Annotated in this window: 15 protein-coding genes; 2 read left to right on the top strand and 13 right to left on the bottom strand. The window is 64.6% G+C overall.

All coding sequences use genetic code 11. From position 1 onward, the window contains the following. Window positions 1–273: 273 nt before the first annotated feature. The 6 genes from CK218_RS08780 to CK218_RS08755 all read right to left on the bottom strand — a co-directional run bounded on the left by CK218_RS08780 (window position 274) and on the right by CK218_RS08755 (window position 4,842). The gene (locus tag CK218_RS08780; protein WP_095779924.1) at window positions 274–1,053 is read right to left on the bottom strand and encodes a succinate dehydrogenase iron-sulfur subunit; all 780 of its coding nucleotides are present in this window, start codon (window positions 1,051–1,053) and stop codon (window positions 274–276) included. Beyond that, entirely contained in the window at window positions 1,053–1,487 is a 435-nt protein-coding gene (locus CK218_RS08775; RefSeq protein ID WP_095779925.1) for a DUF3052 family protein, read from the bottom strand. Before CK218_RS08775 ends, CK218_RS08780 begins: the two co-directional genes overlap by 1 nt. 1 nt (window position 1,488) lies before the next feature. After that, window positions 1,489–3,324 carry a succinate dehydrogenase flavoprotein subunit gene (sdhA, locus tag CK218_RS08770; RefSeq protein WP_095827441.1) on the bottom strand — a complete coding sequence of 612 codons (1,836 nt, stop codon included), beginning with the start codon at window positions 3,322–3,324 and terminating at the stop codon, window positions 1,489–1,491. Between the two features lie 4 nt (window positions 3,325–3,328). Then, on the bottom strand, window positions 3,329–3,724 hold the full coding sequence (gene sdhD, locus CK218_RS08765) for a succinate dehydrogenase, hydrophobic membrane anchor protein (RefSeq protein WP_066991857.1): 396 nt from the start codon (window positions 3,722–3,724) through the stop codon (window positions 3,329–3,331). Next, a complete protein-coding gene (sdhC, locus tag CK218_RS08760; RefSeq protein ID WP_066991855.1) occupies window positions 3,724–4,146 on the bottom strand; it encodes a succinate dehydrogenase, cytochrome b556 subunit in 423 nt (140 codons plus the stop codon). Before sdhC ends, sdhD begins: the two co-directional genes overlap by 1 nt. Before the next feature lie 222 nt (window positions 4,147–4,368). Next, window positions 4,369–4,842 (bottom strand): hypothetical protein, encoded by a 474-nt coding sequence (locus CK218_RS08755; protein WP_095827440.1) that lies wholly within the window; start codon window positions 4,840–4,842, stop codon window positions 4,369–4,371. Window positions 4,843–5,089: 247 nt separating this feature from the next. Between CK218_RS08755 and CK218_RS08750 the strand changes: the two genes are divergently transcribed. Continuing rightward, window positions 5,090–5,443 (top strand): hypothetical protein, encoded by a 354-nt coding sequence (locus CK218_RS08750; protein ID WP_095779929.1) that lies wholly within the window; start codon window positions 5,090–5,092, stop codon window positions 5,441–5,443. Here CK218_RS08750 and CK218_RS08745 read toward each other — a convergent pair. Next, the gene (locus CK218_RS08745) at window positions 5,427–6,629 is read right to left on the bottom strand and encodes a GGDEF domain-containing protein (protein ID WP_095827439.1); all 1,203 of its coding nucleotides are present in this window, start codon (window positions 6,627–6,629) and stop codon (window positions 5,427–5,429) included. The genes CK218_RS08750 and CK218_RS08745 overlap by 17 nt on opposite strands. A gap of 114 nt (window positions 6,630–6,743) precedes the next feature. Beyond that, window positions 6,744–7,937, bottom strand: a complete 1,194-nt coding sequence (locus tag CK218_RS08740; RefSeq protein WP_066991846.1) for a GGDEF domain-containing protein — start codon at window positions 7,935–7,937, stop codon at window positions 6,744–6,746. 126 nt (window positions 7,938–8,063) lie between these two features. Here CK218_RS08740 and CK218_RS08735 point away from each other — a divergent pair, with 126 nt between their 5' ends. Further along, window positions 8,064–8,378: a hypothetical protein gene (locus CK218_RS08735; protein ID WP_066991843.1), complete on the top strand. Its 315-nt coding sequence runs from the start codon at window positions 8,064–8,066 to the stop codon at window positions 8,376–8,378. A 60-nt stretch (window positions 8,379–8,438) separates the two neighbouring features. On the opposite strand, the gene leuC is transcribed toward CK218_RS08735, so the two are convergent. From leuC to rplS, 5 genes are all read right to left on the bottom strand, one after another. After that, a complete protein-coding gene (leuC, locus tag CK218_RS08730) occupies window positions 8,439–9,848 on the bottom strand; it encodes a 3-isopropylmalate dehydratase large subunit (RefSeq protein WP_095827438.1) in 1,410 nt (469 codons plus the stop codon). A 402-nt stretch (window positions 9,849–10,250) separates the two neighbouring features. After that, on the bottom strand, window positions 10,251–10,886 hold the full coding sequence (locus tag CK218_RS08720) for a methyltransferase domain-containing protein (protein WP_095827437.1): 636 nt from the start codon (window positions 10,884–10,886) through the stop codon (window positions 10,251–10,253). Window positions 10,887–10,942: 56 nt separating this feature from the next. Beyond that, complete coding sequence (locus CK218_RS08715) at window positions 10,943–11,755, bottom strand: amino acid ABC transporter permease (RefSeq protein WP_095827436.1); 813 nt, start codon at window positions 11,753–11,755, stop codon at window positions 10,943–10,945. Between the two features lie 266 nt (window positions 11,756–12,021). Further along, entirely contained in the window at window positions 12,022–12,819 is a 798-nt protein-coding gene (locus CK218_RS08705) for a transporter substrate-binding domain-containing protein (RefSeq protein WP_095782807.1), read from the bottom strand. Between the two features lie 344 nt (window positions 12,820–13,163). After that, on the bottom strand, window positions 13,164–13,682 hold the full coding sequence (gene rplS / locus CK218_RS08700) for a 50S ribosomal protein L19 (protein ID WP_040974610.1): 519 nt from the start codon (window positions 13,680–13,682) through the stop codon (window positions 13,164–13,166). Between the last annotated feature and the right edge of the window lie 109 nt (window positions 13,683–13,791).

Below are 13,791 nucleotides of genomic sequence, written 5' to 3'. Positions count from 1 at the left end.
TCGGTTCTCCGGGTACCGATTTTGACAGAAATCGGATCGCCGCGACAAGGCAGAACCTTCGGAACGTCGGCGGGACAGCGCCCCCCTCTGTCCTGCCGGACATCTCCCCCACTTGGGGGGAGATCAGCAGCTGCGCCGACGGCGCTCATCCTTCAACGTTGGCGATTGGCGAAAGCCGCGATGACAGCCAATCTCCCCACCCGTGGGGGAGATGGCCGGCAGGCCAGAGGGGGGCGCGAAGAATCGCTGCGTACGAACTTGAGCCGCTAAACTTTAGACGCGCCGCTCAACCATCATCTTCTTGATCTCCGCGATCGCCTTCGCCGGATTGAGCCCCTTCGGACAGGTTTGCGCGCAGTTCATGATGGTGTGACAGCGATAGAGGCGGAACGGATCCTCGAGATTGTCGAGCCGCTCGCCGGTCGCCTCATCGCGGGAATCGATCAGCCAGCGATAGGCCTGCAGCAGCGTTGCCGGGCCGAGATAGCGCTCGCCGTTCCACCAGTAGCTCGGGCACGAGGTCGAGCAGCAGGCGCACAGGATGCACTCATAGAGCCCATCGAGCTTCTCGCGGTCTTCATGGCTTTGCAGCCATTCCTTGGCGGGCGTCGGCGAGACCGTCTTCAGCCAGGGCTCGATCGAGGCATGCTGGGCATAGAAGTTGGTAAGGTCGGGCACGAGGTCCTTGATCACTGGCATATGCGGCAGCGGATAGATCTTCACCGCGCCGGAAATGTCTTCGGCGCCCTTGGTGCAGGCGAGCGTGTTCGAGCCGTCGATGTTCATGGCGCAGGACCCGCAAATGCCTTCGCGGCAGGAGCGGCGCAGCGTCAACGTCGGGTCGATCTTGTTCTTGATCCACAGCAGCGCGTCGAGCACCATCGGCCCGCAATCGTCCATGTCGACGAAATAAGTGTCAATGCGCGGATTCTCGTCGTCGTCCGGCGACCAGCGGTAGATGCGGTATTCGCGCAGATTGGTGGCGCCCTCCGGCTTCGGCCAGGTCTTGCCCTGCTGGACTTTCGAATTCTTGGGAAGCGTGAGTTCGACCATTACCTGCGGTCCTTTCGGATGACGAGCTTCAGCCCGGACCAGATTTCGTTGAGGGCCGCGACCTTGACGTCGACAAGGTCGCGCTTGAGCGCCTCGGCGCGGATGACGTCCTCGGTGACGTCGGTCGGCACGTTCGAAGCCTTCTTCGGCCAGGAGACCCAGACCATGCCGTCGCGCTTGATCGCCGTCTCGATGCCGGCCAGGCCGTCCTCGATCTCGGCGCGCTGCCGGGTGAACGCGTGCACGGCATCGTATTTCCGGTTGCCCGAGATCGCCGACCAGTTGGGCAGCCGATCGACCCCGGCAAACGCGACGGCCCCAGCCAACTCGTCGAGCTCCGGCGGCAGGGCGATGAAGGCGGCGACCATGCCGTCCTTCAGGCCGAGCTTGGCCGGAAGGGGCGTGCCGGAATATCCCGCGGCCGCCAATGCCATGTCAGTAGACCCTGGCCTTTGGCGCGATCTTGGCCAGGCTGATGCCGCCATCCTTTTCCGCCAGCAGCGGGTCGGTGTGCACCGGGCGGTAGGAAAGCGTCACCTTGCCGTCCTCGCCGACCTGGGCCAGCGTGTGCTTGCGCCAGTTGGCGTCGTCGCGCGCCGAGAAATCCTCTCGCGCGTGCGCGCCGCGGCTCTCCTTGCGCGCCTCGGCGCCGTAGACCGTGGCGATGGCGTTGACCATCAGGTTTTCGAGCTCCAGCGTCTCGACCAGGTCCGAGTTCCAGATCATCGAGCGGTCGAAGACCTTGACGTCCTTGAGCTCGCTCCAGATTTGAGAAACGCGCTTGCAGCCATTTTCCAGCGATTCCTGCGTGCGGAACACCGCCGCGTCTTCCTGCATCGCCCGCTGCATCTTTTCGCGCAGCGCCGCGGTCGGGGTCGAGCCGCTGGCGTGGCGCAGCTTGTCGAAGCGGTCCATGATCTTGTCGACCGATTCCTGATTGGGCGACGCAATCGCCGACTTGCGATCGATCACCTGGCCGGCGCGGATTGCGGCCGCGCGGCCGAACACGACGAGATCGATCAGCGAGTTGGAGCCGAGCCGGTTGGCGCCATGCACGGAGGCGCAGCCGGCCTCGCCCACCGCCATCAGGCCGGGCGACACGCGGTCGGGGTTGTCGAAGCTCGGGTTGAGCGCCTCGCCCCAATAATTGGTCGGCACGCCGCCCATATTGTAGTGGACCGTCGGCAGCACCGGGATCGGCTCCTTGGTCAGGTCGACGCCGGCGAAGATCTTGGCCGATTCGGAGATGCCCGGCAGCCGCTCGTGCAGCACCGCCGGATCGAGATGGTCGAGATGCAGGAAGATGTGGTCCTTGTTCTTGCCGACGCCGCGGCCCTCGCGGATCTCCAGCGTCATGCAGCGCGAGACCACGTCGCGCGAGGCGAGGTCCTTGGCCGACGGCGCGTAGCGCTCCATGAAGCGCTCACCCTCGGAATTGACGAGATAACCGCCCTCGCCGCGCGCGCCTTCGGTGATCAGGCAGCCGGCGCCATAGATGCCGGTCGGATGGAACTGCACGAACTCCATGTCCTGCAGTGGCAGCCCGGCCCGCGCGGCCATGCCGCCGCCGTCGCCGGTGCAGGTATGCGCCGAGGTGGCGGAGAAATAGGCGCGGCCATAGCCGCCGGTGGCCAGCACCACCATCTTTGCCGAGAAGCGGTGGATGGTGCCGTCGTCGAGATTCCACGCCACCACGCCGGTGCATGTGCCGTCCGGCTCCATGATCAGGTCGAGCGCGAAATACTCGATGAAGAACTGCGCGTTGTTCTTCAGCGACTGGCCGTAGAGCGTATGCAGGATGGCGTGGCCGGTGCGGTCGGCGGCGGCGCAGGTGCGCTGCACCGGCGGGCCGTCGCCATAATTCATCATGTGGCCGCCGAACGGACGCTGATAGATCTTGCCCTCTTCGGTACGCGAGAATGGCACGCCGTAATGCTCGAGCTCGTAGACGGCGGCCGGCGCCTCGCGCACCATGTATTCCATGGCGTCGACGTCGCCCAGCCAGTCCGAGCCCTTGACCGTGTCGTACATGTGCCACTGCCAGGAATCCGGGCCCATGTTGGAGAGCGAGGCGGCGATGCCGCCTTGCGCCGCGACCGTGTGCGAGCGCGTCGGGAATACTTTGGTGATGCAGGCGGTGCGCAGCCCCTGCTCGGCCATGCCGAGCGTGGCGCGCAACCCGGCGCCGCCGGCGCCGACGATCACCACATCGAATTTGTGATCGACAAAGGTGTAGGCCGAAGCCGTGCTGGCTGTGTTTGCGCTGGCCAAGACGTCAGCCTCCGAATGCGAGTTTGAGCAGAGCGAAGAGCGAGGCGACGCCGACTGCAATTGAGAAGAATGTGTTGAGGGCGATCAGCGCCAGCTTCATGCCCTCGCCATGCACATAGTCCTCGATGATGACCTGCATGCCGATCCGCATGTGGTAGAGCGCGGAAATCAGCACCAACGACAGCACCAGCGCCACGAAGGGGTTCGCGAGCGACGCCCGCACTTCCGCATAGCCGTGGCCGTTGAGGGCGATCAGGAAGCCGACGAAGAACAGGATGAGCGGGATATTGGCCACCGCCGTCAACCGCTGGCGCCAGAAATGGCCGGTACCCTCACGCGCCGAACCAAGGCCGCGAACCTTCCCGAGCGGCGTGCGCATGTCCGAATTCTTTGCGGTCATCAGAGTGCCCCCCGCGCCATGTAGCCCGCGATCCAGATCAAAAGCGTCAGCACGATCGAGCCGGCGAGCGTTGCCCATGCGATCCTCGAGGCGGTGTGTTTTTCGAGCCCGGCGCCGGTGTCCCAGACGAGATGGCGCAACCCACCCAGCATGTGGTGCATCAGCGCCCAGGTGTAGCCGAACAGGATCAGCCGGCCGAGCCACGAGCCGAAGGCCCAGTTGATCCAGTCGAACGCAACCTGCGAACTCGACGCAGCGATCAGCCAGGCCGCCACTAGGAGCGTGCCGAAATAGAGCGCGCCGCCGGTGATGCGATGGATGATCGACATCGTCATCGTGATCGGGGGCCTGTAGATCGTCAGGTGCGGCGAAAGCGGCCGTTCACGTCTGGCAATTGCGCGGGTGGCTGGTGATTTGCTCATGGCTCCCCCAGATCGGCGTTCCTGAGCCGCGAAGGATGCGGCTTTTGCCGCACAACATAGGGCCTCGGATAGCGGGTTTCTAATGCGCTTTTTGCACCGCGTCAAAGCCGGAAAATCGTTTTGAAAACGTCATTTAGTCTGACAAAACGGGGAAATTCAGCTTCAATCGATTAGCGGCCGATCTGCAGCCGGCGCAACGTCGCTGCAGTGCAATAAGATCCGTTATCTTTTGCAGCTCTGCGGCGTGGACCCCTTCTTCATCACCAGCGCCTCGCGACCGTCGATCACGATTGCGTCATGGGTCGCCGCTTCCTGGTAGCGGCTGGTTTGATTGGCGGGCGACGCTGGAAACACTTCGGCCGAGCCATCCGGCCCGAGCACACGCAGAGAAGAGCCGAGATTTTGGATGGTGATCATGCCGCCATTGCCGCATCTGTAGGTGGCCGTTCCGACGCCGGCTCGCGGCGTGGTCAAGTCGGTGGTGATTTTGGTTGCGGGTGGCGAAGCTGTTGCCGATGTCTTGGGCGTTGCGGCAGCTCCGGCCCCGGGAGCGACGGGTTGGCTGGTTGGAACGGGCGAGACTGTTGGCGATAAAGTATTCGCCGCCTTCGGCACGCCGTCCTGCGGCACGCAGGCCGTAGCCGCAAGAAGCAGCGGAACAACGAGCGACACCCAAATCGCGCGGCCAAACATCATGTGCTGCCCCTTTCGTGCGCGGCACGCTAGCCACGCAATGCGCCAAAGATCAAGCTCGCCTGGGTCAGCTGGGCCGGGGCGGGGCGATGGACGGAGTGGAGCCAAGGCGCCGAAATTAACCATGTTCATTAAGTTCCCCTCCTGAAGCCTGTCTGCCCCTTAACAAAGGTTAAGAAAGGGTTAATTTCCGATTCGCACGACGTTTGCAGGGCGATCCCGAGGGTCGCACCGTCCAAGGGAGAGCGACATGCGTTCGAATTCAGTGCGGGCAGGCCTGGCGGTCGCGACGCTGGCTGGACTTGCCACCGCCATTGCTGTGCCGGCCGAAGCCGGCCTGCGCCATCATGACCGCGTCTATGCCGATTCCTTCGGCAATCTCGTCATCGACAGCGCCGCCGGCTATAAGCGCATCATCGTCGGCGAGGGCCGGCACGCCAAGCAGCTCTCGAACTTCACCGGCGCCGGCCAGCCCGACGTCATCTACGATTCCGACGCAGCCGGTGCCCCGGGCTGCTACCAGCCGCCGGTCTTCATCAAGGGCCGTTCCTATATGTACGGCCTCTCCGACGGCGAGATGCCCAACCTCAGCCCCTGCCGCTGACCGCCGCCGGGAACTGCCGGCGCGCGGTCCCGAGCGAGACGCGCACGCAGTCGCGGCCGGCATTCTTGGCCGCGTAAAGCGCTTCATCGGCGCGCCGCAGCAGATCTGAAAAATCCTCAGCCACGGCAAGCTCGGCGACGCCGAAGCTCGCGCTGCAGCGATGCTCGGCGGGCAGGCCCTCGATCGGCAGCCCGCCAAACGCGCTGCGCGCGCCTTCCGCGAACAATCGCGCGGCAGTGAGGTTGGTACCGGGCAGGATGATGGCGAATTCCTCGCCGCCGATGCGGCCGGCGACGTGATGCTCGGCCGCCGCCTCGCGCAGCAAGCCTGCGAACGTCTCGATGACACGATCGCCGCAGGCATGGCCGTAGCTGTCGTTGATCCTCTTGAAGTGGTCGAGGTCGGCGATGACCAGCGCCACCGGTACGCCCCGGCGCACCGCATCCCGCAACGCCAGCTCGGCATGGCGTTCGAAACCGCCGCGGTTGAGGAGCCGCGACAGCGTGTCCGTCTCCGATTTCGACATCGCCTCGGCCAGCACGTCGCGCACCAGGATAGCGAGCGCGAGCAGCGCCAGCGCCAGACCGAACACGGTGCCAAGCGACTGCGACACCAGCGCATAACCCGTCTGCACATAGGATTGCGGATTGGCGCCCCAGCCGCCCAACGCGCCGGCGATGAAAGGCTTTGATGCGAACTGCAGGGCGCTTGCCGCGAGCACGAGCATCAGGAGGTGATCGAGCCGCTCGAGCCGCTGCCTGGAGGACAGCACGATGCCAAGCGCGGTGCACTGCATGGCCGCATAAGGAAGCTGATAGGCCAACATGCGGGTGAGCGAGTATCGCGGCAGGTCCTGCACCAGATAGACGGCGGCCGAGGCCACGGTCAGGAAGACCAGCATCGGCGCCCAGGGCGGCGTCACGCCATATTTGTGGGCAACCCCGCCGTTGAAGGCGATGGTCGCGCCGAGGAAGACAGCGAAGGCCATGACAACCGGCAGCCGGGCATCGGCAAAAGCGGGGATACTGAACTCGATGGCGAAATAGGCCATGCCGAGCAAATAGCCGAAAGCCAGCCAGCGCGCCGACACACGCCCGACGTCGTGGACGGCGATCGCCACGAAGGCCGCGGCCAACAGCCCGGCGACGACGAGATTGATCATCAGGATGAAATCAGCGCTGCCCATGTTCCCTTCGAAGCCCCCCGGGCAGAAAACCATCGACGGGCGAAAAACACGTTAACGCCGCATGCCTTCGGGCGGGGATGCTGGCTGTTGTCAGGTGCTCTGGAGTCTCCGATTTCAGCCGACGCTCACCGCTTCGGGCACGAAGGCGGTTTCGGGGCGCTCGTAGGAAAGGCGGACGCTGTCACGGCCATTCCTCTTGGCCTTGTAGAGCGCCTCGTCGGCGCGCCGCATCAGCGGCGCCAGACCTTCCGCGCCGCTGCGGGCCGCAACGCCGAAGCTCGCTGTCACCCTGGTGCCGGGCGGCAGGCCGTCGACGGCTCCGGCCGAATAGAAAGTGCGGATCGCTTCGGCGAAAAGGCGCGCCGCGGCGAGATCACTGAGCGGCAGAAGCACGGCGAACTCCTCGCCGCCGATGCGCCCCGCTGCGCCGCGCGCACCGGTGGCAAAGCGCAGCTTGGCAGCGAAATCGGCAATCACTCGGTCGCCCGCCTCATGTCCGTGCTGGTCATTGAGCGCCTTGAAGTGATCGAGGTCGGCAAGCACCAGCGCGACGGGAAACCCGGCCTTGGCGCATTGATCGAGCAGAAGTGCTGCCCGTTCCTGGAAGCCGCGGCGGTTGAGAAGGCCGGACAACGGGTCGGTGTGCGTCTCGGCTTTCAGTGCCTTCAGCACGTCGAGGGCGGCCGCCGTGAACAGGCAGAGCGCGATCAGAAGCGACAAAAGCGCGTGCGAGAGCAGCGCCGTCGTCCAGTAGGACGAGCCGTAGAAGCCGTCATAGCTTGGGAACGGTCCATGCGCGATGACGACGATCAGGGTACGGGCCGTGAAGTTCAGCGCGGAAAGCAGGGCCAGCGCGAATAGGATTTTCTCAGGGCCATTGTTGCGCACTGTCCTGAGCTCGACGGCGACGAGCAGGCTCAGGCCGCCGAAGCCGAAATTCATGCTGAGCACGCGCCAGGTAAGATCCGGCTGGACGAACATGAACCATGCGAAGGCGGCGAGCCCGCCGCCGGCCATGACACCGATGCCGAAATAGGGCACGCGCCGGCCGTAGCGCGCGATGATCGCGCCGGAAAGGCAGCAGGCGGCTATCGTGAAACATATGTTGGAGATCAGCTTGGTCGCCACGATGCCGAGCGGCAACGTGAAATATTGCAGCAGGAAACCCGACGCCGACAGGCAGTAGCTCGCCGCCAGCACCGCCAGATACGGACGATGGCGCTGATGGAACCACAGCACGAGGAACGCAGCGCCGAGCGCCAGCGCTATCGTCGGATTGAGCAGCGCTATGAGCAGACCGGTGTCCAACGGACCGTGACTTCCCCAAGTTACCCAAGGGGAGATGCTAGTCGGGAAGCACAAACAAGCGGTTAAGCGACGGCACGGAACAGCTCCGGGAGACCGGCGTTCTCAACACAAAACAGGAGAACGCCGATGGCCGGTACAATCACCCTGACCGAGCACGATGCGATCCGTTCCTGGGCGGCGGCGCGCGCCGGATTTCCGGCCATTGTCGACATTTCGCCCGAGGCCGGCACGCAACCCATGCTGCGCCTGGTTTTTGGCCAGAACGCCTATGAGGACGACGACCGCCCGGAGCGGCCTCCCAACGCCGGCGGCTACGAGCTGGTCGAATGGGACGAGTGGTTCAAGATTTTCGACGAGCAGCAACTGGCGCTGATCGTCGCTGCCGACGAGCCTGGCCGACGTGAGGAGTTCCACGAGATTATCCGGCTCGGCGACCGCTGAGCGACAAAAGGCCCGGAACGCGGTGCGCTCCGGGCCTTTGATCGCCTCCGCGGCAGGCCGTTACTTCCAGTCGCGGATATCGACGAAATGGCCGGCGATTGCCGCCGCCGCCGCCATGGCCGGCGAGACCAGATGGGTGCGGCCCTTAAAACCCTGCCGGCCCTCGAAATTGCGGTTCGAGGTCGAGGCGCAGCGCTCATGCGGCTTCAGCCGGTCGTCGTTCATCGCCAGGCACATCGAGCAGCCGGGCTCGCGCCAGTCGAAGCCCGCGGCGACGAAGATCTTGTCGAGCCCTTCGGCTTCGGCTTGCTCCTTCACCAGGCCGGAGCCCGGCACGATCATGGCGTTCACGCGCGGATTGACCTTCTTGCCCTCGACAACCTTGGCGGCGGCGCGCAGGTCCTCGATGCGGCCATTGGTGCAGGACCCGATGAAGACGCGGTCGAGCGTGATGTCGGTGATCTTGGTTCCGGGCGTCAGCCCCATATAGTCGAGCGCGCGCAGCTTCGAGGAACGCTTGTTCTCGTCGGCGATGTCGGCCGGATTCGGCACGAAACCCTGCACCGAGACGACATCCTCGGGCGAGGAGCCCCAGGAGACGATCGGCGGCAGTTTTTGCGCATCGAGCACGACCACCTTGTCGAAATGCGCACCTTCGTCGGAATGCAGCGTCTTCCAGTAGGCAAGCGCGGCGTTCCAGGCGGCGCCCTTCGGCGCGCGCGGCTTGTCCTTCACATAGGCGAAGGTGGTCTCGTCCGGCGCGATCAAGCCGGCGCGCGCACCGCCTTCGATCGACATGTTGCAGATCGTCATGCGGCCTTCCATCGACAGCGAGCGGATCGCCTCGCCCGCATATTCGATGACGTAGCCGGTGCCGCCGGCAGTGCCGATCTCGCCGATGATGGCGAGGATGATGTCCTTGGCGGTGACGCCTTCCGGAAGCTGGCCGTCAACGCGCACCAGCATGTTCTTGGCCTTGCGCTGGATCAAGGTTTGCGTCGCCAGCACATGCTCGACTTCCGAAGTGCCGATGCCGTGCGCCAGCGCGCCGAACGCACCGTGCGTGGAGGTGTGGCTGTCGCCGCAGACGATGGTCATGCCGGGCAGCGTGAAGCCTTGCTCCGGCCCGATGATGTGGACGATGCCCTGGCGGACGTCGTTCTCCGAATAATATTCGATGCCGAAATCCTTGGCATTCTTGGCCAGCGCCTCGACCTGGATACGGCTTTCCTCGTTCTTGATGCCGAACTTGCGCTCGGGCGAGGTCGGCACGTTGTGGTCGACCACGGCGAGCGTCTTCTCAGGATGGCGAACGTCTCGGCCACTCATGCGCAGGCCTTCGAAGGCCTGCGGGCTGGTGACCTCGTGGACGAGGTGGCGGTCGATATAGAGCAGGCAGGTGCCGTCGTCCTGGCGGTCGACGACATGGTCGTCGAAGATCTTGTCGTAGAGGGTGCGCGGTGCGCTCATGTGCGTAAATCCGTCGATATGAGAATGGCAAAAGCTGGCGCCGGGGCTTCTGACCGGCGAAGCGACCGGATCGGTCGCCTCAGCTAAGTCGGCTGGTGAGCGCGCCGCAGACCCGCGCGGCAAATCGCGACGGCAGGCGCTTCCTGTCCTGCAGCACGAAACCCTTATAGGCCGGATCGCCGAAAAGCTCTTCCATGGCGCTGCTCATATCAACGTTTTGGCTTTTCGGCAATTGCGGTAGCTTTGCCTTCTCCCCTTGTGGGAGAAGGGTGGATCGGCGCGCAGCGCCGAGACGGATGAGGGCTGTTCCAGCGGAGTGAGACGCTGGCTTTCCCTGGAGCACCCCTCATCCGTCGCCTTCGGCGACACCTTCTCCCACAAGGGGAGAAGGGGAAGCCGCGCTCACAGCACCTCGAACACAAAAGTCTTCACCAGCGCGTCCGGGTCGCCGATCGCATAGCAGCGGAACCACGGGCTTTCTTCGGCCAGCCGCCATTTCCTTGCCTGCCTGAGTGCGTCGAACACCCCCTGGAAGCCGCCGCTTTCAAAAACCTGGTCGCGCACGGTGAAGATGGCGTGGCCGCCGCTCTTCGTGATGCGCACCAGCTCGTGCAGGCCCTCTGCCGGCACGTGGCCGATGGTGAAGACGCCGGTCGAGAAGAAGGCGCGGAAATGACTGTCGGGCCAAGGCAGCGGACCGCCGAGCATCGCCTTCTTCAGCTCGCCATAGGCATTGCGGCTGCCTGCGATCTTCAGCATGTCGTCGGAAAGGTCGAGACCGGCGATGTCGCCATAGCCCAGCGCTTTCAATGACGGCCCGGACAGGCCGGTGCCGCAGCCGGCGTCGAGCAGCGGGCCTTCGCCCGCCGGCACATGCCGCGCCACCCAGGCGGTGATGAGGAAGGGCAGCAGATAACCGAGCGAGGCGGTCTCGCTGTCATAGGTCGCCGCCCATTCGGCATAAGCCTTGGCGAGCGCCTCCGGCGTCTCGGCCGAATAGACGGAGTCCAGCGCCGCATTGGCCTTGTCGAAATTCATGGGTCAGCTCCTGGACGTACCAACCCAGGAAGCGTAGCGCGCTCTTGGCCCGGGGGCTATTGCTCATGCTGCCGTCGCAGCCGTTTCTCGAGCGCCCGCAGCGCCAGCGACAGGCCGACCGTCAAGATCAGATAGATATAGGCGACGATCGAATAGGTCTCGAAGAAGCGGAACGAGCCGGCGGCATAGACCTTGCCGATCTGCGTGATGTCGGCGACGCCCAGCACCGAGACCAGCGAGGAGTCCTTGACCATGGCGACGAAATCGTTGCCAAGCGGCGGCAGGATGGTGCGGATCGCCTGCGGAAAGACAATCAGCCGGAAGCGCTGCACGCGCGTCAGCCCGAGCGCCTTGGCCGCCTCGATCTGACCCTTCTCGACCGACAGGATGCCGGCCCGGAACACTTCCGAGATGAAGGCCGAATAGCCGATGGTGAGTGCCATGATGGCGCGCCACAGAAGCGAGATGTCGCGCACCAGGAGCTCGCCGATCAGGCCGGCGCTCTGCAGCGGCGCCGTCAGCGCGTTCCACGCCGCGACGAAGGCCGGCGCCCCGGCAAACGCGATCCAGAACAGCAGCACCAGGATCGGCACGCCGCGGATGATCTCGACATAGAAGCGCGCGATCTGGCGCAGCCATTGCGACCCCGACAAGGCCATCAGCGCGATGCCGAGTCCAAGCGCCGAGGCCAGCGCGAAGCCGACCACGGTGACGAAGACAGTGATGCCGATGCCCATGGCGACGGTGGCGAAGACCTCGGCGTAAAGGTCGCTGGCGGCGATGGCCAGCGCCGCAGCGAGCGCCAGGATGGCCGCTGCGGCCAGCCACCAGGGGAATTCGGATTTGGCGGTGGACGTCGTGGCGGACATCAGGATGTGCCGCCAGCATCGTTGCGAAGGCCGCGTTCCGGCACAGCCCCCTCTGCGCTGCCGGGCATCTCCCCCGCAGGAGGGAAGATCAGCAGCTTTGTCGCCGGCGCTCTTCTTGCAACGTCGGCGATTTGCGAAAGCGAAGGCGACAGCCAATCTCCCCCCTTGCGGGGGAGATGTCCGGTAGGACAGAGGGGGGTGGGAAGGAATGAGACTTTCGCGGTTTTCCGCCCGCCGCCGTCGCCGATCATTCGCAGCAAAGGAGCCTACTGCCCCATCTTGTAGTCGAGGAACCACTTCTTGTTCAGCGCATCGAGCGTGCCATCGGCCTTGAGCGCGGCGATCGCGGCGTTGACCGGCTTCACCAGGTCCGAGCCCTTGGGGAAGATGAAGCCGAAATCCTCGCTGCCGAGCGGCCCGCCGATCAGCTTCAGCTTGCCTTCGGAGGCATCGACATAGCCCTTGCCGGCGGTGCCGTCGGTCAGCACCACGTCGACATCGCCGGACTTCAGCGCCTGCACGCTGGCGCCGAAGGTCTCGAACAATTTTATGCGCGGATTCTGCTCATTGCCGTCGAGCACGCTGTAGACGGCGGTGTAGAAGGGCGTCGTGCCGGCTTGCGCGCCGATCAGCCCGTCCTTGAAGGCGGCAAAGCTCTTGGCGTCGGTGAACCGGCTCTCGTCGCCGCGCACCAGCATGAACTGTTCCGATCGCATGTAAGGGTCCGAGAAGTCGACCTTCGCCTTGCGCTCGTCCTTGATGGTGATGCCGGTCATGCCGATATTGTACTGGTTGTCGGAAACGGCCTGGATCATCGCGTCCCAGGAGGTGTTCTGGTACTCGACCTTGAAATTCAGCCGCTTGGCGATCTCATCCATCGCGTCATATTCCCAGCCGATCTGCTTGCCGGTCTTCTTGTCGATGAACTGCAGCGGCGGGTAAGCGTTTTCGGTCACCACCACGACCTTTCTGCCGCCGAGATCGGGCAGCGTGTCGGCGAGCGCCGCAGCGGGCGCGAGAAGGCAGGCCAATAGGCCGGCCAGCAGCAGTTTCGACTTGATCATGACGAACTCCCGAACGTGACTGGCGGCGCTACGCTCGCCCAAGAGAAAAACCGGCGCCGACTTTAGCTTTCCGCAAGCGCCTTGCAAGCCGATCCGCTGCATCGATGAGCGCCAAAGCGGATCCCCATGCTCTGATCGGCACGCTTCCCGAACCCAGCCTGCGACGGACCATCCCGCGGAATCCGCGACCGCTTCGCGCAACCCGGCGACCAGCCGGGTCGGCGTGCCATGCAGGGCTTTCAGCTCGGCGCGTTCCGGCGGCATGCTGCAGGCAAGCGCCGCTTGCACATCCAAACGAAAAAGGCGGCCGAAGCCGCCTTTCCAAAACAATCTGCGGAAGCGCCTTATTCGGCCGACGCAGACTCCGCAGCCTTCTTCTCGGCGGCGTCCTGCGCGGCTTTCTCCGCAGCCAGCGCCTCGGCGGCCGCGACCTTCTCGGCCTCGATGCGGGCGCGTTCGGCGTTCAGCGCATCACGCTCTTCATCGTTCAGCTTGCGGGCGCGCACGCCGGTGTTTTCCGAAATGCGGGCCGACTTGCCGCGACGGTCGCGCAGGTAATAGAGCTTGGCGCGGCGCACCTTGCCACGGCGCACGATCTCGACGCCTTCGACCATCGGCGAGTAGACCGGGAACACGCGCTCGACGCCTTCGCCGTAGGAAATCTTGCGGACGGTGAAATTCTCCTGGAAGCCGGAGCCGGAACGGGCGATGACCACGCCCTCATAGGCCTGGACGCGGGTGCGGCTGCCTTCGGTGACGCGCACCTGGACGCGCACGGTGTCGCCAGGCTGGAATTCGGGCAGCTTGCGCTTGGCTTCGATCTTGGCGGCCTGCTCGGCCTCGAGCTGACGGATGAGATCCATCTCAAATATCCACTTCTTGTTCTTCCGACAGCCAGAGCGTCCTCGACTTGCCTTGCAGTTCCAACGACCGCTCGGCTATGTCCTTTGCCCAGACATTCAAATCGGGGGC

The organism is Mesorhizobium sp. WSM3879 (assembly GCF_002294915.1).
In the GTDB taxonomy this organism is placed as follows: domain Bacteria; phylum Pseudomonadota; class Alphaproteobacteria; order Rhizobiales; family Rhizobiaceae; genus Mesorhizobium.
Note: the sequence above shows the minus strand (reverse complement) of the source record. Positions and strands in the feature narration are given on the sequence as shown.

Coding starts and splice junctions, on each gene's coding strand:
- CK218_RS08715 (WP_095827436.1), bottom strand. CDS start 11,755: ATGTCCGCCACGACGTCCACCGCCAAATCCGAATTCCCCTGGTGGCTG.
- CK218_RS08775 (WP_095779925.1), bottom strand. CDS start 1,487: ATGGCATTGGCGGCCGCGGGATATTCCGGCACGCCCCTTCCGGCCAAG.
- CK218_RS08755 (WP_095827440.1), bottom strand. CDS start 4,842: ATGATGTTTGGCCGCGCGATTTGGGTGTCGCTCGTTGTTCCGCTGCTT.
- CK218_RS08720 (WP_095827437.1), bottom strand. CDS start 10,886: ATGAATTTCGACAAGGCCAATGCGGCGCTGGACTCCGTCTATTCGGCC.
- leuC (WP_095827438.1), bottom strand. CDS start 9,848: ATGAGCGCACCGCGCACCCTCTACGACAAGATCTTCGACGACCATGTC.
- sdhD (WP_066991857.1), bottom strand. CDS start 3,724: ATGACCGCAAAGAATTCGGACATGCGCACGCCGCTCGGGAAGGTTCGC.
- sdhC (WP_066991855.1), bottom strand. CDS start 4,146: ATGAGCAAATCACCAGCCACCCGCGCAATTGCCAGACGTGAACGGCCG.
- CK218_RS08780 (WP_095779924.1), bottom strand. CDS start 1,053: ATGGTCGAACTCACGCTTCCCAAGAATTCGAAAGTCCAGCAGGGCAAG.
- CK218_RS08735 (WP_066991843.1), top strand. CDS start 8,064: ATGGCCGGTACAATCACCCTGACCGAGCACGATGCGATCCGTTCCTGG.
- CK218_RS08705 (WP_095782807.1), bottom strand. CDS start 12,819: ATGATCAAGTCGAAACTGCTGCTGGCCGGCCTATTGGCCTGCCTTCTC.
- CK218_RS08750 (WP_095779929.1), top strand. CDS start 5,090: ATGCGTTCGAATTCAGTGCGGGCAGGCCTGGCGGTCGCGACGCTGGCT.
- CK218_RS08745 (WP_095827439.1), bottom strand. CDS start 6,629: ATGGGCAGCGCTGATTTCATCCTGATGATCAATCTCGTCGTCGCCGGG.
- rplS (WP_040974610.1), bottom strand. CDS start 13,682: ATGGATCTCATCCGTCAGCTCGAGGCCGAGCAGGCCGCCAAGATCGAA.